A 21,640-nucleotide genomic window follows, 5' to 3' on the forward strand; every position below is an offset into this window, starting at 1 on the left:
ATCCCCAAAATTTCTCATTATTCTGTTTAGCAATAGCCTCTCCTGCACTTGCCTTCTTCCACTTTTTACATGCGGGACATTTAAAGTCTGCAAACTCAGTCGAATTACTATTTGTACATAACGATAAGCACTAAAAATATTACAAGAATAGCAAATACCGATATAGTCGCATATAAAGACTTGCTTCGAAAATTAATTTTGTTCATATTTTGGCTTTTTCCTCATTACTCTTTCCTCTGTTAAGGTTGGCTTCTTCTCCACACAATCTGACCATTTTTATTAATGTATACTTCTCCATCAACACTATATGCGTAAGAAAGCCCCTTAGAAAAGCGTCCAGCCCAGTCAAGCGTTGGTTGAATAACCCAAGCCCCTGTTTTATTAATGAATCCGGTCTTCCCTCCCGATTCGGCAACTGCAAGTCCTTCATGAAAGTCACTCGCTGCATCAAATTGGTTAGGAATAAGTAGTTTTCCTTTGTTATCTATATAACCTGATTTTCCATTTATTTTAACCGCCGCCAAGCCTTCCGAAAAAGAGTGAACCTCCTCATACTTAGCAGGAATCTCTAATTTTCCTCTCTTATTAATAAAGCCATAGTTAGCTCCTGCTTTAACAGCTGCCAATCCCTCTGAAAAAGAATCCCCATTTTTATAACTTGAATTGAACAAAAACTTCCCTTTCTTATCAATATAATGGGAAATTCCATTTATTGTAACCAGAGCAGCGCCTTCAGAAAAATCCTCAGCGCTGTTATATTGGGCTTTTATTACTATTTGCCCGGAAGAATTAATGTATCCATATCCACTTCCCACTTGGACAGCAGCCAATCCTTCGGAGAAATTATTAGCTTTTTTGAATTGCGGTTTAATAAGACTAGTTCCTGTAATATCCATATAACCATAGTTAGATACAGCAAAATCAGTTGCAGTTTTAAGCGTTCTATACGCTGCAAGTCCTTCTGAAAATTCCTTGGCATCATAATAATTTCCCTTAGGTATTACTTTATTTCCTTGTTGATTGATGAATCCGTCAAATTTAGCATTTGAATAAACAATGGCTAGCCCTTCATTAAAAGCATAGGCATCTGTAAATTTCGTTTGATAATCAATAACCACTTTGCCTTCTGCATCAATATAGCCAAATTTCCCTCCGCGTGATACCGGAAAAAGATTTTGCTTAGAGTATAATGAAACAATCTGAGAGTCCCCGTACCACTTCACTTCGAGTCCGCTGGCTTCCCCAATGAAACGAAGTGGTACAAACGTTGCCCCATCAATTATCTGTGGAGATACTTGAAGTATAGTTGGAGTATCATTTATCCAAGCCGTATTTTGATTAATTACTAATTTAATAGTAGTGCCTGTCTTCTGACCAGAAATTGTTTTGCTTGCTGAGTCGTAACTAACATTAAAACCTAATTTTTCAAATATCCCTTTAAATGGAACCAATACCGTGTTGTTCTTCATAATTGGGGAGTGCTTTTCTTGAATGGGATTTCCATACAATATCACTCTAATTCCATTTTTCGCAAAAGCAGACTCTTTACTGACCATCGCAATTAAGAATATAACAAGGAAAAATGAGAACAGCACTTTTATTGATTTGCTCATATCTTACAATTCAGCTCCTTTGGTTTTTATTTCATCGAAGAATCTAAGTGATATTACCACCCCCTAACAATCTAAGGAATTGGCTATATTATCAATTAATTCCCAGTTAAAGAAATTATAACATTGTTGCTAGAATCACGTGCTACGGTAGCATCATTCTGGTCTGAACGACATACTTTCTGCCGCCAATACCATCTGGTACATCTGCTCCAGTTTTGCGCATGGAAAAAAACACTCGATATTTTACGCCATGGTTCGACGTTTATCAGTGTTTTATCAGTGACAATTGTTACCATTGTTCATATACAAAGATCATTCGTGCATAGGGATGCATCATTATGATGGCAATGGGGGATGTAACATGAATAAAAGGAATAGATTCAAGCGGGCAATCAGAGGGATGAAGGTACTGCCGCTTATGATGTCCATGATTCGTGAGGCTGCAGTGGATAACACCGCTCCTGCGATGTCTGTTGAGGTGACCACTGACAAAGAGGCCTATAATCCGGGGGATGAAGTTACCGTGCTGGTGCATTTAAAAGACTTCGCGCCAAATGACCGTGGCTACAGCTATCTTAACTTCATTATCCAATATGACAGCCAGGTATTTGATAACCTTGAATATACACAGCATTCGGTCTATGCGGAAGGAAATTATACGGCTGGAAGCGAGGTCGATGACCTGTTCCAGTTCAATTTCCAGAGTCCCGTGGATGGCAGTATCTATCTCGGAAAAAATACAAGTATGCGCGGCATTGATATTCAGGTTGAAGCGGGCAGCGGACAGCAGACGATTCCGGCGGTAGACCAGACGCTGGTCACGTTCAAGCTGCGGGTCAAAGCACTTACGCTCGCCTCCTCCTCAATGATCAGCCTGGCCAATGAATTCACCAGAATCCGCACCTCTGAAGCCGCAAATAGCATCTATCTCTACTCGCCCGATGTCACAGCGAACTCCCCGGCAAGGATCGAAATTACCCAATCTTCGTCCGTCTCCGTCTTCTCTGCACTGGAGTCTGTTAACCGTCTTACGTAGCAGTGAATCCTACAGTTGCGGCAGCTCCATCCACATACATATCCCTTACACAATTAGCTGCCGTCTAGATTTCTTGTACTATGGTGAATATACATAGGATACAGCATTAGCCATGAGGAGCATGAGATTGTATTCGGTTTTCCGCATACATTATGAACTCTTACTCTCCTCAACATAAATAAAAGACCAAGCCAACGTCAGAGACGTTTGGAGCTTGATCTCCGTTGTTCCGGTTTACGTCTGGGCTTCAATCGACTCCACGGGTCTGGTTCGGCCAACAAGCAGCGTCGTCACATGCTTGCGCGCGTCTGCTGTGAGCAGCAGCAGCTCCACCGGTCCGCCGGCCGGCTCCCTGCGGATGAAGGTAACCCTGGCACCGTCCAGATCCTCATAGATTCCGGCAACGTTATAGCCCAGCCCGACAAGATTGTCGATTTCCTGCCGTTCCCGGTCGAACTCTGCAAATGCTGACATCTCAGACCACTCCTCCGCTGATTTCTGCCTGGGCTGGATGGGGAGCTTCGGCCTCGAAGCGCTTGCGGTGCAAGTATTTGCCTTGACCTGCGGCACCGACGAATACTTTGTCCCGGATCACGAACTCTCCCCGGCTCAGCACAGAGACCGGCTCTCCCTTGACTTCCAGCCCCTCGAACGCATTATAGTCCACATTCATATGATGGGTCTTTGCCGACAGTGTCCGTTCCACTGCAGGATCGAAGATCACGATATCAGCATCGCTGCCCACGGCAATCGTACCCTTTTGCGGGAACAGGCCGAACAGCTTGGCGCTTGAGGTGGCGATGATATCCACGAATTTGTTCAGCGTGATCCGGCCCTTCTGCACCCCTTCGGAGTAGAGGACACTGAACCGGTCTTCAATAGTGGGTCCACCGTTCGGGATCTTCGAGAAGTCGCCCCGGCCCAGCTCCTTCTGCCCCTTGAAGTTGAACGAGCACTGGTCAGAGCCGATGGTCTGCAGCGTCCCGCTCCAGAGGGCATCCCAGAGTACATCCTGGTTCCACTGTTCGCGCAGCGGAGGAGACCAGACATACTTGGCGCCTTCGAAATCCGGCTTCGCCAGCGCCGACTGATCCAGCACCAGATACTGCGGGCAGGTCTCGCCGTAGACGCGCAGCCCTTTCTTGCGGGCCTCTGCAATCTTCCAGGCCGCCTCGGCGCAGGTAACATGCACCACATAGAGCTGTGAATCCGTCAGCCCGGTCAAATAAGCCGCCCGCCCAGTCGCCTCGCCTTCCAGCTCAGGGGGACGGGTCAGCGCATGATAGAGCGGATCGGTGTTTCCGGCGGCAAGCGCCTGGTCCACCAGATATTCGATGACATCCCCATTCTCGGCATGCACCATAACCAGCGCCCCTTCGCGCTTCGCCGCCTGAAGCGTCTTATACAGCACCCCGTCGTCGGCCTGGAACGTGTTCTTGTAGGCCATGAACACCTTCAGCGAGGTGATGCCCTCCTGCTCGATAATCTGCGGCAGCTCACTGAGCACCTTGTCATTCAGCTCTGACACCATCAGGTGGAAGCTGTAGTCGATGACTGCTTTATTCTGCGATTTATGATGCCAGGTATCTACGGCCTGCTGGAGCGGCTGCCCCTTCGTGGTCAGGCAGAAGTCGATTACCGTGGTGGTTCCGCCGTAAGCAGCAGCAATCGTGCCGGTCTCGAAGTCATCGGCGGTAACTGTACCGCCGAAGGGCATATCCAGATGGGTGTGGGGATCAATCCCTCCCGGAAAGACATAACAGCCGGAAGCATCAATGATCTCCGCGCCCGGCGCTTCCAGATTCAAGCCGATTCCGCTGATGATTCCATCCTCAATCAGGACATCCCCCGTATACGTATCTGCCGCTGTAACGATAATCCCGTGCTTGATGATCTTCTTCATCTTAACCCGCCTCCACTTCCGAATAAGCACCGTTGACTCCGCTGATGATCCGGCTGCGCTGATTCCAGCTCATCGGGGCCGCGCCGCCCTCCAGGGCAATCATATCAATGGCTCCGTCTGCCGGGCAGACAATCGAACACAGATTGCAGCCTACACAATCCTCCTCGCGCACTTGCAGAATCGCCTTGCCCTCCGCATTCGTCAGCATATCGATGCATTGATGAGAGGCGTCTTCACAGGCAATATGGCATTTATTGCAGTTGATACAGTTCTCCTCGTTGATCTGCGCAACGACTTGATAGTTAAGGTCAAGATCGCCCCAGTTGGAATACTTAGGCACCGACTTGCCAATCAGCTCGGTTACCGAAGCCAGCCCCTTCTCGTCCAGGTAATGGTTCAGACCGTCGATCATCTCCTCCACAATCCTGAAGCCATGATGCATAACCGCTGTGCAGACCTGAATTCCTGTCGAGCCCATCAGCATGAATTCGACGACATCCTGCCAGGTGGAGATGCCGCCGATGCCGGAGATCGGCACGCCGACTTCACGGTCCCGGGCACATTCCGCCACCATGCTAAGGGCAATCGGTTTGACAGCCGGGCCGCAATAACCGCCGTGCGCTCCCTGGCCGCCGACATTCGGAATTGTATTCCAGCTGTGGATGTCCACCCCGGCCAGACTGTTGATGGTATTGATCAGGCTGATCGCATCCGCTCCGCCCTTGACGGCGTGCCGGGCCACCACGGTAATGTCGGTGATGTTCGGCGTCAGCTTCACAATGACCGGGGTGGTTGCCACCTCTTTGACCCAGGCGGTCTGCGCCTGCACCAGATCAGGCTGCTGGCCCGAAGCCGCGCCCATGCCGCGTTCAGCCATGCCGTGCGGACAGCCGAAGTTCAGCTCCAGACCGTCTACGCCGATAGCCTCCACGCGCTTCACAATCTCATGCCACTTCTCCCGCTTCGGCTCCACCATCAGGGAAGCAATGATCGTATGGTCCGGGAATCTCCGCTTCGTCTCATAGATTTCCTTCAGGTTGACCTCCAGCGGACGGTCGGTAATCAGCTCAATATTGTTGAAGCCCGCTACACGCTGGCCGCCAAAATGAACGGCGGCGAACCGGGCCGAGGTATTGATGACCGGCTCTCCGAGCGTCTTCCACACCGCGCCTCCCCAGCCTGCCTCGAACGCACGCTGCACCTGATAGCCTGTATTCGTAGGCGGCGCAGAGGCCAGCCAGAACGGATTCGGTGACTTGATGCCTGCAAAATCAATACTGAGATCTGCCATTGCCATTCCCTCCCTCTTCTATGAAATCCGCGTTATACGGCAGAGCCGATTACGCTGTCCTGACGGCCTGACCATTGCTTCACAATCGCATAGGCAGCATCCTTGCCCTGCTGCGCGGCAGAGACCACCATGGCTTCCCCCGTCCCTGCGCCAAAAACAATATCGCCGGCAGCATAAATCTGCGGATCAGAGGTGCGCCCGGTCGCGGGATCAATCTCCACTACCCCCCGCTTATGCTCAAGCCCCAGCGCCTCAATGAGGTCAATCCGCCGTTTCTGGCCGATAGCCACCACTACGGCATCCACCGGGAGCAGGAATTCCGAGCCCTCCACCGGCACGGGGGAGGGGCGTCCATCCGGCCCAGCCTCACCAGTCAGCTCCATCCGCACACATTCCAGTGCCGCAACATTCCCCTGCTCATCCCCGACAATCCGCTTCGGCAGGGTCAGCCAGTTGAACTCCACACCCTCTTGCTTGGCGAATTCATATTCGAAATCATAAGCCGTCATCTCCCCGCGCGTCCGGCGGTAGATCATCTTCACGTTCGCCGCGCCGAGCCGCACCGAGCAGGTGGCCGCATCAATGGCCGTATTGCCTGCACCAATAACAGCCACACGCTGTCCCATCAGCTCCAGGGCAGGAATCCCGGTCTTGGTGGTCTCCACCAGCTCGATCGCATCATAGACACCAGACAGCTTCTCGCCTTCAATCCCCAGCGGAGGGACGTAACCCATCCCGGCCGCCAGCACAATGGCATCATATCCGGCCTTAAGCTCTTCTATGGAAATATCCACGCCCACCTTCATTCCTGTGCGGATCTCTACGCCCAGCCTCTCCACCTGCTCCACTTCCCAGATCGAAATGTCCTGCGGCAGCCGGAAGGAGACAATCCCGTGGGTATCAAGGCCTCCGGCCAGCGGCTTCGCCTCATAGATCACCACCTGGAAGCCTTCGCGCGCCAGCTCTCTGGCCGCTGACAGACCTGCCGGTCCGCCGCCGATCACCGCTACTTTCTTGCCGTTAGGCTCACCTGCCCGGAAGAGCTGAAGGCCGCTGCGGATCGCCCAATCCGTGGCATAACGCTGCAGCAGGCCAATCTCAATCGGTGCGGAAGCGCCGTTCAGCACACAGGCCCCCTCGCACAGCTCCTCCGTAGGACATACCCGTGCGCAGCTTGCGCCGACCGGATTAGCGTCCATGATGGTCTGCGCCGCCCCTCTGAGATTGTCGGTAGCGATTCTTTTGATAAAGGAAGGGATATTGATGCTGGTCGGACAGGCCTGGATACAGGGCGCATCATAGCAGTACAGACAGCGGTTAGATTCTTCGATAGCTCCCTTGCGGGTAAGCCCCGGCTCTGCCTCGGCAAAATTACGCATGAACAGCTCAGGCGTCAATGTGGTTAACGGTGAAGATTGCTCCATCGGGTACCCCTCCTTCTGGCCAAAGTAGCTTCCACTCTCGGCTTCGATTTATGTTATATAATATAACATTATTACGATGATCGCCTTATTATTTTGCATACTTGTAAGAATTATTGTAGTAAAATAAACTTCAAGCCGGTAAAATCGCTAATCACACTCCAATTTAAGTTAAGTTTCCTGACATATTATATTCAAACTATAGCCAATCCGTTTTTTCGTTACATTAGACAGATTGTCTAATTTCAAAAGTCACTTTTTTACCTGTGAGAATGGCCTGAGAACGAAGTGAATGAGGGGGAAGCTTATGGACTGGGAACTTGTATTTACGATCCGCGACGCGCTGAAGCGGCCGCTGTTCGCTGAAGCTGAGCTGATCGGGGGAAGAAACGGCCTGAACCGGGCCGTCCGCTGGGTGCATGTGCTGGAGAGCGCGAGCCTGGAGAGTCTGATTCACGGGGAAGAGATGATTCTGACCACCGGAATGAGCGCAAGCACGGATCTGGACGCTGCCCTGTCTTTCATGCAGAATCTGATTGATAAGAACGCCGCCTGCCTGTGCATCGAGCTGGGAGCCTACTTCAGTGCCATTCCGCAGGAGATGATCGCTCTTTCGAACCTGCACGATTTTCCGCTGATCCAATTCACCCGCACTGTACGGTTCGTCGACATTACACTCGATCTGCATTCCCTCATCATCAACCGCCACCACCGGATGCTGCAGGAGCTGGAGAGCATCTCCCGCGAATTTCACCGGCTGACGCTAACCTCCCAGGGAACCCTTAAGGTCCTGCAATTGTTATGTAAAAGCACCCGCACACAGATTCTCTATATGCAGCTGCAAGGTAAACCTCTCTTCTTCCCGGCCCTGGCACCCGAGGAGCAGCGCCCGCTGCTGGGCTTCTTCGAGACCTTCAGCGAAGAGATGGAGGGAGCAGCGCCGGAGGCCGCCCCCTATATCCGCGAATACGGCCACAAGACCATCGCCGTGAAGCCCGTAGGAGCCTTGGACCAGACCTGGGCCTATATCCTGATGGTCTGTAATCACAAGCCGCAGGAATTCGACTGTCTGCTGCTCGATTCCGCCTCCTTATCCATCGCACAGGAGCTGCTGCGCACCCGGTACATGGAGGAACGAAAGCTGTTCTCGGAGAATCTGTGGGTAGATGAGCTGGTCGGGGGACGTACTCAGGACGACAACCGGCTCAAGGGGCTGGTCGGCCCGGACTTCAACCTGGTTAATGAGCTGCCCTACCGGGTCTGCCTGATCGAGATCGAGAATCCCCGGGATGTCAAATGGAACAGCTCGGAGAATGACTGGGAATCCATCACCTTCCATCTATCGCTCATCCTGCGCTCCATCTTCGAGAAGCACTCCCTCCGGCCGCTGATCACCCTGAAGAACAACCGGCTGACCGTCATTGCCCTGGATATCCAGTCCAAGCTGCCCGGCAAGCTGCGCCTGCAGCAGGCGCTTGATTCCTTGCAGCATATCCGCGCGGATGAGAAGCTGAAGGACCTGCAGCTCGTCATCGGAGTCAGCAAGTCCCACCGGGGCCTGAAGCACGCTCATGCCGGTTATCAGGAAGCCGTACAAGCGCTGTCTCTTTATTCCTGTTACCAGAAGCCGGTCCTCATGTATGAGGAGTTAGGCGTCTTCCAGCTGCTGCTGAGCCTGAACGACGGCAAGACGCTGGAGAATTTCATCCGCAGCTATATCGGCCCGCTGATTGACCACGATGAGGCGAAGGGCAGCGAGCTGCTGCTGACGCTGCGCGTCTACCTCGATCATGACGGGTCGAAGCAGATCGCCGCCCGCAGCCTCTTCATCGTCAGGCAATCCCTCTACTACCGGCTGGACAAAATCACCGAGCTGCTCGGCGAGGACTTCATGCTCCCGGAGAACCGGATCTCCATTCAGGTCGCCCTGCGCGCCTACCAGTTCCTCTACCCGGAGAAATTCACTCTGCCCAGCTCCCGTTCAGCACAGCTGTGAAGGTATCGATGATGAACTGCACATCCTCATCCGTCGAAGATAACGGCGGAGCAAAGGTGAGTACATTATTGAAGCCCGCTACCGTATCGCCGTTCTTGCCGATGATCAGCCCCTTGGCTTTGCAGTCCGCAATAATCCCCTTGACGATGCTTAGCTCGGCGGGCTGTTTGGTGGACTTATCCGCCACCAGCTCAATCCCCAGGACCAGCCCGAAGCTGCGGATATCGCCAACCAGCTTATGCCCAAGAAGCCCGGCTAACCCTTCCGCCAGCCTGCGGCCAAGAATTTCGGCGCGCGCAACCAGCCGCTCCTGCTCCAGAATCTCCAGGTTGCGCAGGGCCAGCGCACAGGCAGCCGGATTGCCGCCGAAGGTGTTCACATGCCGGAAATGCCCGTAGTCATCGCTGTTATCCTTGAAGGCCTCATAGATCTCCTTGCGCACAGCGGTAGCCGATAACGGCAGATAGCCGCTCGTCAGCCCCTTCGCCATCGTGACAATATCGGGCTTGATTCCGAAATTGTGATGTCCGAACTTGCGGCCGGACCGCCCGAAGCCGCAGATCACCTCGTCGATAATCAGCAATACGCCGTGGGTCCGGCAGATCTCCTGCACCCGGTCCATATAGACCTGATGCGGGACAATCACGCCCCCGCCGGTAATGACCGGCTCCATAATCACCGCCGCTACAGACGCTGCGCCTTCCCAGACGATCATATCCTCAATCGCCTGTGCACACTGGAGGTTGAACGCTTCTTCGCTCATGCCGGCCGGGCGGCGGTAGCTGTCCGGCGGGGCTACATGCAGGAACCCGCCGCCCAGCGGCTCGTACTTGTACTTGCGCTGCGCTTGCCCGGTCGCCGCCAGGGCGCCCAATGAGCTTCCGTGATAGCCCCGGTAGCGGGCGATGAATTTGTGGCGGTCCGGCTGGCCGGTCTGCTGCTGGTACTGGCGGGCGATTTTGAAGGCTGCTTCGTTCGCTTCCGACCCGCTGTTGGAGAAGAAGATGACATACTCATCCTCCAGCCATTCATTCAGCTTCTCGGCCAGCGCGATGGCCGGCATATGGCTCTGCGTCAGCGGGAAATACGGCAGGCTCAGCAGCTGGTTGTACGCCGCCTCCGCCAGCTCCTTGCGCCCGTACCCCACATTCACACACCACAGGCCGGACATGCCGTCCAGGAATTTGTTGCCGTCGATATCGGTAACCCATGAGCCGCTTGCGGAGGCTGCAATCATCGGCGGATGCTGCTCACTGTAAGGGGTCATATTATGCCACAAATACCGCTGGTCCTTCTTAACCGCCAGCTCGCTTTCTTTGCCCAGACTCTGCACGGCACACTCTCCTCCTTGGCTTTCCTTCTTTTAGTAACGCGCGGTAATCATTTTCTTGCGGGTATAGAATTCCACACCGTCACGGCCGTTCGCGTGCAGGTCTCCATAGAACGATTTCTTGTATCCTGAGAAAGGGAAGAATGCCATCGGAGCAGGCACGCCCAGATTGACGCCCAGCATCCCGGCGTCAATCTCCTCACGGAATTCGCGGACTGCCCTGGCGCTGTCTGTATAGATGCAGGCCCCGTTGGCGAAGGGCGACTTATTCGTGACCGCTATCGCCTCCGCCAGATCCTTCACCCGCACCACTGCCAGCAGCGGCGCGAAGATCTCGTCACGCCAGATCTTCATGCCCGGCTGCACATGATCGAAGATCGTCGGGCCCAGGAAATAGCCGTTGCCCGCAGCTGCAGCATCCTTGCGGCCATCCCGCACCAGCACCGCCTTCTCGGCAAGCCCAGCTTCAATGTAATCGATCGTCCGGTCTTTGTTCGCCTGCCGGATGACCGGGCCCAGGAACACCCCCTCCTCCTTGCCGTTCCCGATCTTCAGCCCGTCCGCAGCCTCCGTGATCCGGCTTACCAGCTCATCGGCAATGTCCTCCTGCACCACCACTACAGCGCAGGCCATGCACCGTTCGCCCGCTGAGCCGAAGGCTGCGGATAGAATATTTTTCACCGCATGGTCCAGATCGGCATCCTTCAGCACAATCGAATGATTCTTCGCGCCGGCCAGCGCCTGCACCCGCTTGCCGTGCGCGGTCCCCTGCTTATAGACATATTCCGCCACCGGCTGTGAGCCCACGAAGGAGACAGCCTTCACTTCCTCATGCGCCAGCAGGCCGTCCACCACCTCATGCGCCCCGTGTACCACATTCAGCACCCCCGGCGGGAAGCCCGCTTCTGCGAACAGCTCCGCGAGCCGGTTCACCAGCAGCGGCGTCCGCTCGGAGGGCTTCAGCACAAAGGTGTTGCCGCAGGCTACCGCCAGCGGGAACATCCAGCAGGGCACCATCATCGGGAAGTTGAACGGGGCGATGCCGCCCACAACTCCCAGGGGATAGCGGTACATGCCGGACTCTACGCCTGTCGCGATATCTGGCAGCTGGCTGCCCATCATCAGCGTGGGAGCGCCGGCGGCGAATTCCACGCATTCGATGCCGCGCTGCACCTCGCCCAGCGCTTCCTCCAGGCTTTTGCCGTTCTCCAGCGTGATCAGCTCCGCCAGCTCCTTGCTGTGCTGGACCAGCAGCTGCTGGTACCGGAAGAAATAGCGGGCCCTTCGCGGAACAGCGACCCTTTTCCACGCGGAATAGGCTATGGAAGCTGCCCGCACGGCTGCATCCAGCTCTTCCCGGCTGGAGATCGGCACATAGGCAATGATTTCGCCGGTCGCCGGGTTGAACACTTCCTCCTGCCGCCCGGAGGAGGACTCCACCCAAGCTCCGTTTACATAGTTCTTCACCTTACTGGCCTGCCCCGTGAGCAGTGTCATCGTCCGCACCTCTTTTCCTGTGTTCGTCCGCTATCCTAGAAGAGATGACCGCCTTACCAGGCGGCCATCTGCTTCAGCTATGAAGAAATCCTGTTACCTGTTATTTCGCCGCCATCTCCACAATCTCGTTCGTGTAGGCCTCCTCCACCTTGGAAGCCGTCTTAATGACCCCGAATTTCAGCGCGATATCGGCGGTCTGCTGGAAGGCGGCAGCATCCGTATAGCCCAGCTTGGAAGCATCGAAGCCCTCCGGCTGGATCAGCTTGGCAACCTCCGTCATCATCGTCAGCTGATGCTCCCGGGTCGTGCTGCCCGCTTCGGCAAGCTTCATCACACTGTCCACAGCCGCTTCGGGATCGGCAATCGCATCCGCCCAGCCCTTCAGGGAAGCACGGACGAACTTGGCTGCTGTCTCCTTGTTGCCCTCCAGCCACTCCTTGTTGGCGAACAGGTTGTCTTCAAGCATCGCCACACCTTCGTCATTCATGTCGATGACACTCAGGTCCTCCGCCTTAACGCCCGACTCCAGCACCACCTGATATTCGTTGTAGGTCATAGCCGAAGCCGCATCCAGCTCACCGCCGAGGAACTGGTCCATCGTGAAGCCCTGCTTGGTGAAGTTCAGATCCTTGCCAGAATCCAGCTTGTATTTATCAAAAAGCGCCAGAATCTCAAACTCATTGCCGCCCATCCAGTTGCCCACCTTCTTGCCCTTCAGCTCAGCCGGTGTAGTGATGCCCGCCTCCTTCTTGGATACCAGCACCAGCCCGCTCTTCTGGAAAATCTGGGCGATCTGCACCAGCGGCATCTCCTGCTCCTGGCTGGTCAGCAGGCTCGCCACCCAGTCCACCCCGATATCGGCCGAACCGCCGGCCACCTGCTGCTCAGGCACGATATCCGGCCCGCCCGGCAGAATCTCGACCTTCAGGCCCTCTGCCGCATAATACCCTTTGTCCTGCGCCAGGAAGTACCCTGCGAACTGGGCCTGCGGCACCCATTTGAGCTGCAGCTTCACGGTGACCGGCTCAGCCGCCGGTTCTGTGGTTGCGGCAGCTTCCGGCGAAGCTGCCGCTGCATTCCCCGCAGTCGCTTCTGCTGCGGAGGGACTTGCGTTGTTGCCGCCGCCGCAGCCCGCAAGCAGCGAGATCAGCATTAGAGCCGCCGCAAGCCATAATCCTCCACGAGTTTTGCCCTGTTTTCCCTTCATCATAGCAACTCCCCCTACCAATCATTTTTTTGTAAGACGGTCTGACACAGTATGATTGCGCTCTTGTTGCTATTTGCAGGAATTACACACTACGTACGCCGGGAAGGGTGCCACTTGATAAACCCCTTCTCCAGCCGCTCCACGACCAGGTAAAAGATGACTCCGGCAACCGCGGCAAGCACGATGCAGGCCCAGCCCAGCGGCATCTTCGCCACCTTGATCGAATTCGAGAGGAGATAACCCAGCCCCCGCGAGGAGAAGAAAAACTCCCCGACAATCGCCCCGATCATGCTCGCTGTAGCGTTGATCTTCAAGGCGGTGAATACATAAGGCAGACTGTTCTGAATCCGCAGATGGCGGAATACCGCCCGTTTGCCTGCCGCATAGGAATGCATCAGGTCCAGCGCCAGCGGGTCCACAGCCGCCATACCCTTGTAGGCGTTGATCGCCATAGCCGCCATCGTGGTCGCGGTCACAATCGCCGCCCGCGAGCCGATGCCGTCCCCGAACCACAGGTTCATGATAGGGGCAAGCGCCACAATGGGAACGGCATTGAGTGCAGCTACCATCGTGAGGCTGCCGCCGCCCCAGCGGGGCCAGGCTGTGGCAGCCAAGGCAATCAGGAAGCCGCAGCCGGAGCCGATCAGCATACCAAGAACGGCTTCAGTGAGGGTATACCCGGTATAAGAGAGCAGCAGACTGAGATTGTCCCGCATCGCTTCAGCGATGGCGGAGGGTAGCGGCAGCTGATATTTCTTCAGATCGAAGATGCGGTGAAAGATCTGGAGCTCCCACAGCAGCAGGAACAAAGCTCCGGCAAGCAGCGGCAGCACGAACCCGGGGTTCAGCCATTTCAGGAATTTCCATGGATCTCCGCCTTGGTCCGTATCTGGCGAAATAACGTTGTTAGAGGATGTAAATTCGCGAACCGTATTACTTTCCATTAGCGGCTGCCTCCTTGGGGACGGAATTCCGGCTGCCAGGGGGCTACTAGACGCTCCACCAGACTCATCAGCCAATAGCTGGCCATACCCAGCAGAGCACCGACCAGCACCGTGGACCAGAACATGTAGGTATGGGAGGGTCCATAATAGAGATTGCGGAGCATAATAACCCCGATTCCGCGCTGAGCACCCATCAGCTCAACCAGAATTGCGCCCGTTACAGCCAGCGGCGCTGCAATCTTCAGCCCGCTGAACAGCCCCGGCAGCGCTGCCGGGAAGCGCAGCTTCCAATATACAGCCCACGGCTTAGCGGCATAAGAGTGCATCAGCTCCAGAGCAGAAGGGTCCACACTCCGCAGACCGCGCAGCATATTCAGCGCCACCGGGAAGAAGGTGATATAGCCCGAGATGATGATCCGCGACATCTGCTCATCCCGCACAATCCCGTATATGATCGGCGCCAGCCCCAGAATCGGAATCATCTGCGAAGCAACCGCATACGGGAAGGCAAGCTGCTCTATCGTCCGGGAGAGGCTCATCAGCACGGCCAGCAGCACTCCGGAGAGCGCTCCGATCAGGAAGCCCACCCCGGCATTGCCGAAGGTAGCTCCCCCTTCCCGGAGAAGGGTGCCGCTGTACTGCCACAGAGTGAGCGCCACCTCGTGAACATAAGGCAGCTTGGACTGGGCCAGCGGCGTCTTCGCCACATGCAGCAGCCACCAGGAGACCGCCTCCCACAGCACCAGCAGCCCGCAGATCCAGACAAGCAGCGGCAGCGCACGCCCCCGCATTAACGCACGGTTCAGCTTCATCACTACACCCCTTCGAAGCTGTCGCGGATACGGGCAATCAGCTCGAAGAACTCCGGACTATTCCTCATGTCCGCTGTACGCGGACGGGGCAGCGGAATATCGACAACCGCCGAGAGTCTGCCCGGATGCGGCGACAGGACGAACACCCGGTCCGACAGGAAGATCGATTCGGGAATGCTATGGGTAACGAATACAATTGTGCTCTGTACCTTACTCCAGACGGAGAGCAGCTCTTCATTCAGCCGCTCGCGCGTGAATTCATCCAGCGCCGAGAACGGCTCATCCATGAGCAGAATTTCCGGCTCCATGGAGAGTGCCCGGGCAATGGCTACACGCTGCTGCATCCCCCCGCTGAGCTGCCAGGGATATTTATCGGCGAATCCCTGCAAGCCCACGAGATCAAGCAGCTCCAGCGCTTTATCCTCACGAATGGATTTCTTGACGCCCAGTAGCTCCAGCGGCAGGGTAATATTATGCTTGACCTTCCGCCAGTCATACAGCACCGGACTCTGGAACACAATACCGTATTTCTGTGCCAGCCGGGCCTCCTTGGCGCTTTTGCCTGCCACCATGATATTTCCAGCCGTTGGTGTGATAAGATCTGCCATCAGCCTCAGCAGAGTAGTCTTTCCGCACCCGGAAGGACCCAGCAGGGAGACGAACTCCCCCTTGGCAATATCGAGACTTACCTGATGCAGGGCCAGCACATCTGCCGTCTCCGTCTGGTAACGCATTTCGACATGCTCCAGCTGTATTTCAGGAATTGTTGCTGCTACTAGTGACATCTCCAGTCCCCTCCATCCCTGAATCTATTTAATGTTAATTAAAATAACATAATTATCGCGTTTTCCGTACTTTTTCTTTCTTCATGTAGGATTAATTAACATGTTACACGTTGCCTGCGAATCCCACATTAGACAAAGCGTAACATTGAGGCTGTGAAATTACGTCACTTTGTCTAGGGAGCCGCTTACAGTGTAAATAATAGAGCTGATTGCCGATAAAAATAGTAAGTAACTATAAGTGGAAACGGCTTTGCCGTCCTCACAGGGAAGGTACCGTTTTAATGTGAAACAGAAGGATACGTGTTCGCGTGAAACATATACATTTGGACCACGCGCCCACGCCGCGCCGAATGTGATCGGTTTTTCGATTACATTCGGACCATGTGCTCACGCAGCGCCGAATGTGATCGGTTTTTCGATTACATTTGGACCACGTGCTCACGCAGCGCCGAATGTGATCGGTTTTTCGATTACATTTGGGCCACGTGCCCACGGCAGCGCCGAATGTGATCGGTTTTTCGATTACATTTGGACCACGTGCCTAAGCCGCGCCGAATGTGATCGGTTTTTCGATTACATTTGGACCACGCGCCCACGCCGCGCCGAATGTGATCGGTTTTTCGATTACATTCGGACCACGGGCCTTGCACAAGCACAATGTGTTCGGTTTTTCGCATACATTCGGCCCACGGGCCTCGCACCAGCACAATGTGTTCGGTTTTTCGTATACATTCGGCCCACGGGCCTCGCAGCAGCACATTATGTTCCGTTTTTCGTATACATTCGGCCCGGGGCACTCGCGCAAGCTCAATGTGTTCGGTTTTTCGCATACATTCTATGTTGCTCGCGTCTCTCCCACAGCCGCACCAGCCCGAGCCCTGGGATGTATCCCCTTGATTCGGATGTGTGCTATCCTTTATTTGCATTTCATTTTGTGTCCAGGAGACTATTCACAATGTCCAATGCTTATCCCAATCCATGGAGGCGCTCCCCATGGCATCTCTGATTTCCAACTACATTATTATCGTTTCTATCTCCGGTGTGCTGAACGCCTTGCTCGCCCTGTTTGCTTTTTACAGGAAGACTGACTTCTCGGGTCTGCGCGCATTCATCGTCAGCTCTGCCGCCTCGGCGGTATACACATTCGCCTTCGCGCTCGAGCTCTCGGGGAACTCGATGGAACAGATTAAGTTCTGGATCAAGCTGGAGTATCTCGGAATGCCGTACATCGCGCCCTCCAGTCTGCTGATGATCATGCACTTCGTGGGCCTGGAGCGTCTGGTCTCCCGAAAACTGCTGGTCCTCCTCTACTCCGTCCCCGTGATCTCCACGGTGCTTGTCTGGACCAACGACTCCCATCACCTGTTCTATAAGGCTATCTACTTCCGGGAAGGCGCGCCTGCACCGCTGGTGGATATCGTCATGGGACCCTGGTATATCGTGCAGGGCAGTCTGACCTTCGGCTGTATGCTGGCCGGTATGTGCCTGATCCTCTGGCGCTGGGGGCGGATGCGGCGGGCTTATCTGCGGCAGATGCTGATTATTTTTGTCGGACAATTCCTGCCTGCGCTGGGGGCTTTCCTCTATCTGATGGACCTGACTCCGTATGGAACAGACCCTGTTCCCGTTGTGATGAGTGTAACCTCGTCCCTGTATATATGGGCCATTCTGTCCAGAGGGATGCTGACCGCCGCGCCGATTGCCAGAGAGAATCTGTTCGAGAGCATGCGCGACGGCGTACTAGTCATGGACCTCTCCGACAAGCTGGTGGACTATAACCGGGCCGCTGCCGAGATGCTTGAGGATCTGGATGCCGCCGCCATCGGCCGCCCGCTGGCCCAGCTCTTCCTGCCTGCCGGCAAGGAGGCGGTCGATTATGTAATGAATTCCAATCCGCAGCTCAGCGAAGAGCAGGAACTGGTGTGGCATTCCGGCGGAGAAGTCCGCTATTATCAGGTCCGTTCCTCTCCGGTCCAGAAGCATGACGGCCATCTTGCCGGGCGGATGATCATGCTGATCGATGTTACCGAACGCACCCTGCTCCAGGAGAAGCTGCTGCAGCTCGCCACCATCGACAGCCTGACCGGCATCTACAACCGGACCCACTTCATGGAGCTGAGCCGGCAACGGCTGCAGGAAGCTGCCGACTCCGCCGCCCCCTTCTCGGTCATCCTGCTGGATATCGATTTCTTCAAAAGCATTAACGACCGCTACGGGCACCATCACGGGGATATGGCCTTACAGCATGTAGTAAGCGTATGCCGCCAGCATGTCCGGGAGGGGGATGTCTTCGGACGGTACGGAGGTGAAGAATTCGTCTTAAGCCTGCCGGGAGCCCTCTTGAAGGAAGCGGCCCTGATCTCTGAGCGTATCCGCAGGGACATCGAGCAGAGCACCTTCTCCACCTTCACAGGAACAATTAAAATCACAGCCAGCTTCGGCGTGGCTGAAGCCTTCCGCCGTTCGATCTCACTGGAGGAGCTGCTCTCGGAAGCAGACCATGCCCTCTACTCCTCCAAGCGTAACGGCCGAAATAGCGTTCATCTATATGGCGTCTCCTCCATCACCCGCTTCAAGCCCATGTGATGGAGGCAAGCCCTCTTTTCCTACCCCGCATGGCACCTCCCGCTTCCCCTGCGCATATCAAGTAGAAACGGCATTGCCATCCTTTTAAAGGACGGTACCGTTTCAGCGGGAAATAGAAGAATAATTTATAGTGTGAAACATAAAAATTCTTATATTTGAATAAATGGCACCTGCCGGGTATATCCGCCTTCTCTTTTGGTGATACCAGCTTCCATAGTCCCTTTTTCTCCAGTTCTTTCCTGTCCCTGCACTGAATTCCGTCATTCGTGTTCTCCTGTTGTTTGCATAGGCGGGTTTTCAGTTTAATAAGAGTTAGCCGATCCGTTCGGCAGAATTCAGGTTCATGCGACAAGGAGGGGGTTCTATGATCAAGATCGGGCTGACCGGCTTCGGAGACCATGAGGAGCTGTACGGCAAAATCAAACCTGCCGACCGCCTCCCCGCCTACAGCGCCCATTTTCCCATTGTGGAAATTGACAGTTCCTTCTACGCGGTTCAGCCGGTCCGGAATTATGAGAAATGGGTCAACCAGACGCCGGAGGCGTTCCAGTTCATTGTGAAGGCTTATCAGGGAATGACCGGACATCTGCGGGGGAAAAAGAATTACTACGATACGCCGGAGGAGATGTACCGGGCCTTCCATACCTCTATCGCTCCTGTCCGCTCAGCGGGGAAGCTGGCGATGGCACTGTTCCAATTCCCGCCCTGGTTCGACTGCACCAAAGACAACGTGGATTTCCTGCGTGACGCGAAGGAGCGGCTGCTGGATGTGCCCGCTGCCATCGAATTCCGTAATGATTCCTGGTACAGCCCTGAGATGCGTGAGCGGACCCTCGGGTTCCTGAAGCAAGAAGGCTGGATTCATACGATAGCCGACGAGCCGCAGGCAGGCTCCGGCTCCATCCCGATTGTCCCTGTCGCCACCCGGCCGGACCTCACCTACGTGCGGCTGCATGGGCGCAACACTGCAGGCTGGAATCAGAGCAGCCACCCGGACTGGCGCAAGCTTCGCTATCTGTACCGTTACAGCACCGAAGAGTTAACGCAGTGGCGGGACCGGCTGCTGGAGCTTGAACAGACCTGTAAGAATATTTACGTGGTATTTAATAATAATTCTGCCGGGGATGCCACTCCCAATGCTCAGGAGCTGCAATCGCTGCTTGGGATCGACGGCGGGCTGGCCCCGCGCCAACTGGACTTATTCAACTGATGTACAGAGGTCTACATAAATCTCTTCTACTCCCTGCTGAAGCATCCGATCACGTCCCATTCGTCTTATATTTGTAGAGGAGGCCAAAGAATTATGAAGAGAAATCATACTATGATGCAGTTTTTTGAATGGCATGTCGCGGCGGACGGAGAACACTGGAAACGCCTTGCCCAGATGGCCCCGGAACTGAAGGCGGCGGGTATTGATTCGGTATGGGTTCCCCCTGTTACCAAGGCCGTCTCGCCCGAAGATACCGGTTATGGAGTCTACGATCTGTATGACCTCGGTGAATTCGATCAAAAGGGTGATGTACGCACGAAGTATGGAACCAAGCAGGAGTTAATCGACGCGATTGCCGAGTGCCTGAAGAACGGCATTGCGGTCTACGTGGATCTGGTCATGAACCATAAAGCCGGAGCGGATGAGACCGAGGTCTTCGAGGTGATTGAGGTGGACCCGAACGACCGTACCAAGGATATCTCCGAGCCGTTCGAGATTGAAGGCTGGACCAAATTTGATTTCCCGGGACGCGGGGATGAATACTCCAGCTTCAAGTGGAATCACACCCACTTCAACGGAACCGATTTCGATGCCAAGGAAGGCCGCAACGGCGTCTTCCGGATTGACGGCACGAATAAAGGCTGGAATCAGAATGTGGATGACGAATTCGGCAACTACGACTATCTGATGTTCGCCAACATTGATTACAGCAATGACGATGTAAAGAATGAGATGCTGAACTGGGGCAAGTGGCTGGTCGATACGCTGCAATGCAGCGGATACCGGCTGGATGCGATCAAGCATATCAACCATGAGTTCATCAAGGAATTCGCCATGGAGATGAAAAAGAAGCGCGGCGAGGACTTCTACATCGTCGGTGAATTCTGGAACTCCAATCTGGAGGCCTGCCGCGAATTCCTGAACACTGTAGATTACCAGATCGATCTGTTCGATGTCTCTCTTCATTACAAGCTGTACTCCGCCGCACTGGCAGGCCGGGATTTCGACCTGACGCATATCTTCGACGATACGCTGGTCCAGACACATCCCGCGAATGCTGTCACCTTCGTTGACAACCACGACTCCCAGCCGCATGAGGCACTGGAATCCTGGGTGGGCGACTGGTTCAAGCAAAGCGCCTACGCCCTGATTCTGCTGCGGCGCGACGGCTATCCCGTTGTCTTCTACGGGGATTATTACGGCATCGGCGGCCCTGCGCCGATGGAAGGCAAGAAGGAGGCCATCGATCCTCTGCTCTGCGCCCGCCACACCAAGGCTTACGGCGAGCAGGATGACTATTTCGATCATCCCAACACCATCGGCTGGGTCCGGCGCGGTGTGCAGGAGATTGAAGGCTCCGGCTGCGCTGTAGTCATCTCCAATGGAGACAACGGAGAGAAGCGGATGTTCGTGGGCGAAGCGCGCAGCGGAGAGGTATGGGAGGACTTCACCCATAACCGCAGGGAGTCCGTCACCATCGGCGAAGACGGCTGGGCCGTATTCCCGGTCAACGGCGGCAGCGTCTCCGTCTGGGCGCTGCCCGAGCCGAAGCCAGCCGATGCCTGCGCGGAGGAGTAAGCCTGTAAAGATGAATAATGCCGTCCCTGTTGTTAGGGGGACGGCATTGTTTTATAGGTGAGAAGTGACCCGGGTAGTGAAATCAAGTGCAGTAGTACTCCAACACATCTATTCCTCTGCGACTTCACTGCCTTCGCAACCCTCTCCCATTTTATCCACATATTATCCACAAAAGAAATATATTACTCTCTTCAAGCCAAAACAATTCACTCATTTCCTCATCTGGTACTCATCCGGCTCATTTCCGGCTCCACCAACGGGATTTATCCCCGACCTTATTCACATTTTATCCACAGCACGCTTAACATTTGATGAACGCCCACAGAATTCCTATTGTGAATAACGCGAAATAGGCGAATCCACGCCGCAGGGGCTATGAATTCGCCTATTTATGCTGAGCAAGACTAGCTTGCAGTTAGCATTTGCATTTA

The 21,640-nt window shown here is 54.8% G+C and carries 16 protein-coding genes; 5 read left to right on the forward strand and 11 right to left on the reverse strand.

Going from position 1 to position 21,640, the window contains the following annotated elements:
• Positions 1–239 precede the first annotated feature (239 nt).
• The gene (locus tag MKX51_RS29425; protein WP_340994816.1) at positions 240–1,613 is read right to left on the reverse strand and encodes a WG repeat-containing protein; all 1,374 of its coding nucleotides are present in this window, start codon (positions 1,611–1,613) and stop codon (positions 240–242) included.
• Between the two features lie 361 nt (positions 1,614–1,974).
• Between MKX51_RS29425 and MKX51_RS29430 the strand changes: the two genes are divergently transcribed.
• Positions 1,975–2,649 (forward strand): cohesin domain-containing protein, encoded by a 675-nt coding sequence (locus tag MKX51_RS29430; RefSeq protein ID WP_340994817.1) that lies wholly within the window; start codon positions 1,975–1,977, stop codon positions 2,647–2,649.
• A gap of 234 nt (positions 2,650–2,883) precedes the next feature.
• On the opposite strand, the gene MKX51_RS29435 is transcribed toward MKX51_RS29430, so the two are convergent.
• From MKX51_RS29435 to MKX51_RS29450, 4 genes are read right to left on the reverse strand one after another with little or no spacing between them, the layout of a single operon-like run.
• Positions 2,884–3,123 (reverse strand): hypothetical protein, encoded by a 240-nt coding sequence (locus MKX51_RS29435; RefSeq protein ID WP_340994818.1) that lies wholly within the window; start codon positions 3,121–3,123, stop codon positions 2,884–2,886.
• Position 3,124: 1 nt separating this feature from the next.
• A complete protein-coding gene (gene hydA / locus MKX51_RS29440; protein ID WP_340994819.1) occupies positions 3,125–4,552 on the reverse strand; it encodes a dihydropyrimidinase in 1,428 nt (475 codons plus the stop codon).
• A 1-nt stretch (position 4,553) separates the two neighbouring features.
• Entirely contained in the window at positions 4,554–5,843 is a 1,290-nt protein-coding gene (preA, locus tag MKX51_RS29445) for an NAD-dependent dihydropyrimidine dehydrogenase subunit PreA (RefSeq protein ID WP_340994820.1), read from the reverse strand.
• 32 nt (positions 5,844–5,875) lie between these two features.
• Positions 5,876–7,267, reverse strand: coding sequence for an NAD(P)-dependent oxidoreductase (locus MKX51_RS29450; protein ID WP_340994821.1), 1,392 nt, complete (start codon positions 7,265–7,267; stop codon positions 5,876–5,878).
• A 304-nt stretch (positions 7,268–7,571) separates the two neighbouring features.
• Between MKX51_RS29450 and MKX51_RS29455 the strand changes: the two genes are divergently transcribed.
• Positions 7,572–9,260 carry a PucR family transcriptional regulator gene (locus MKX51_RS29455; RefSeq protein ID WP_340946401.1) on the forward strand — a complete coding sequence of 563 codons (1,689 nt, stop codon included), beginning with the start codon at positions 7,572–7,574 and terminating at the stop codon, positions 9,258–9,260.
• Here the strand turns inward: MKX51_RS29455 and MKX51_RS29460 are convergent.
• The 6 genes from MKX51_RS29460 to MKX51_RS29485 form a co-directional block, all read right to left on the reverse strand.
• Positions 9,226–10,593, reverse strand: coding sequence for an aspartate aminotransferase family protein (locus MKX51_RS29460; protein WP_340994822.1), 1,368 nt, complete (start codon positions 10,591–10,593; stop codon positions 9,226–9,228). The genes MKX51_RS29455 and MKX51_RS29460 overlap by 35 nt on opposite strands.
• 30 nt (positions 10,594–10,623) lie before the next feature.
• Positions 10,624–12,087: a CoA-acylating methylmalonate-semialdehyde dehydrogenase gene (locus tag MKX51_RS29465; RefSeq protein ID WP_340994823.1), complete on the reverse strand. Its 1,464-nt coding sequence runs from the start codon at positions 12,085–12,087 to the stop codon at positions 10,624–10,626.
• A 100-nt stretch (positions 12,088–12,187) separates the two neighbouring features.
• A complete protein-coding gene (locus MKX51_RS29470) occupies positions 12,188–13,297 on the reverse strand; it encodes an ABC transporter substrate-binding protein (RefSeq protein ID WP_340994824.1) in 1,110 nt (369 codons plus the stop codon).
• Between the two features lie 86 nt (positions 13,298–13,383).
• Positions 13,384–14,238 carry an ABC transporter permease gene (locus tag MKX51_RS29475; protein WP_340994825.1) on the reverse strand — a complete coding sequence of 285 codons (855 nt, stop codon included), beginning with the start codon at positions 14,236–14,238 and terminating at the stop codon, positions 13,384–13,386.
• On the reverse strand, positions 14,238–15,050 hold the full coding sequence (locus MKX51_RS29480; protein ID WP_340946395.1) for an ABC transporter permease: 813 nt from the start codon (positions 15,048–15,050) through the stop codon (positions 14,238–14,240). The genes MKX51_RS29475 and MKX51_RS29480 overlap by 1 nt, the downstream gene beginning before the upstream one ends.
• 2 nt (positions 15,051–15,052) lie before the next feature.
• A complete protein-coding gene (locus MKX51_RS29485) occupies positions 15,053–15,835 on the reverse strand; it encodes an ABC transporter ATP-binding protein (protein WP_036692092.1) in 783 nt (260 codons plus the stop codon).
• Positions 15,836–16,828: 993 nt separating this feature from the next.
• Here MKX51_RS29485 and MKX51_RS29490 point away from each other — a divergent pair.
• The 3 genes from MKX51_RS29490 (at position 16,829) to MKX51_RS29500 (ending at position 21,209) form a co-directional block, all read left to right on the forward strand.
• Positions 16,829–18,421, forward strand: coding sequence for a histidine kinase N-terminal 7TM domain-containing diguanylate cyclase (locus MKX51_RS29490; protein WP_340994827.1), 1,593 nt, complete (start codon positions 16,829–16,831; stop codon positions 18,419–18,421).
• A 364-nt stretch (positions 18,422–18,785) separates the two neighbouring features.
• Positions 18,786–19,631, forward strand: coding sequence for a DUF72 domain-containing protein (locus tag MKX51_RS29495; protein ID WP_340994828.1), 846 nt, complete (start codon positions 18,786–18,788; stop codon positions 19,629–19,631).
• A gap of 93 nt (positions 19,632–19,724) precedes the next feature.
• Positions 19,725–21,209, forward strand: coding sequence for an alpha-amylase (locus MKX51_RS29500; protein ID WP_340994829.1), 1,485 nt, complete (start codon positions 19,725–19,727; stop codon positions 21,207–21,209).
• Positions 21,210–21,640: the final 431 nt, after the last annotated feature.

The sequence above is a fragment of the Paenibacillus sp. FSL M7-0420 genome (assembly GCF_038002345.1).
Taxonomy (GTDB): Bacteria; Bacillota; Bacilli; order Paenibacillales; family Paenibacillaceae; genus Paenibacillus_AQ.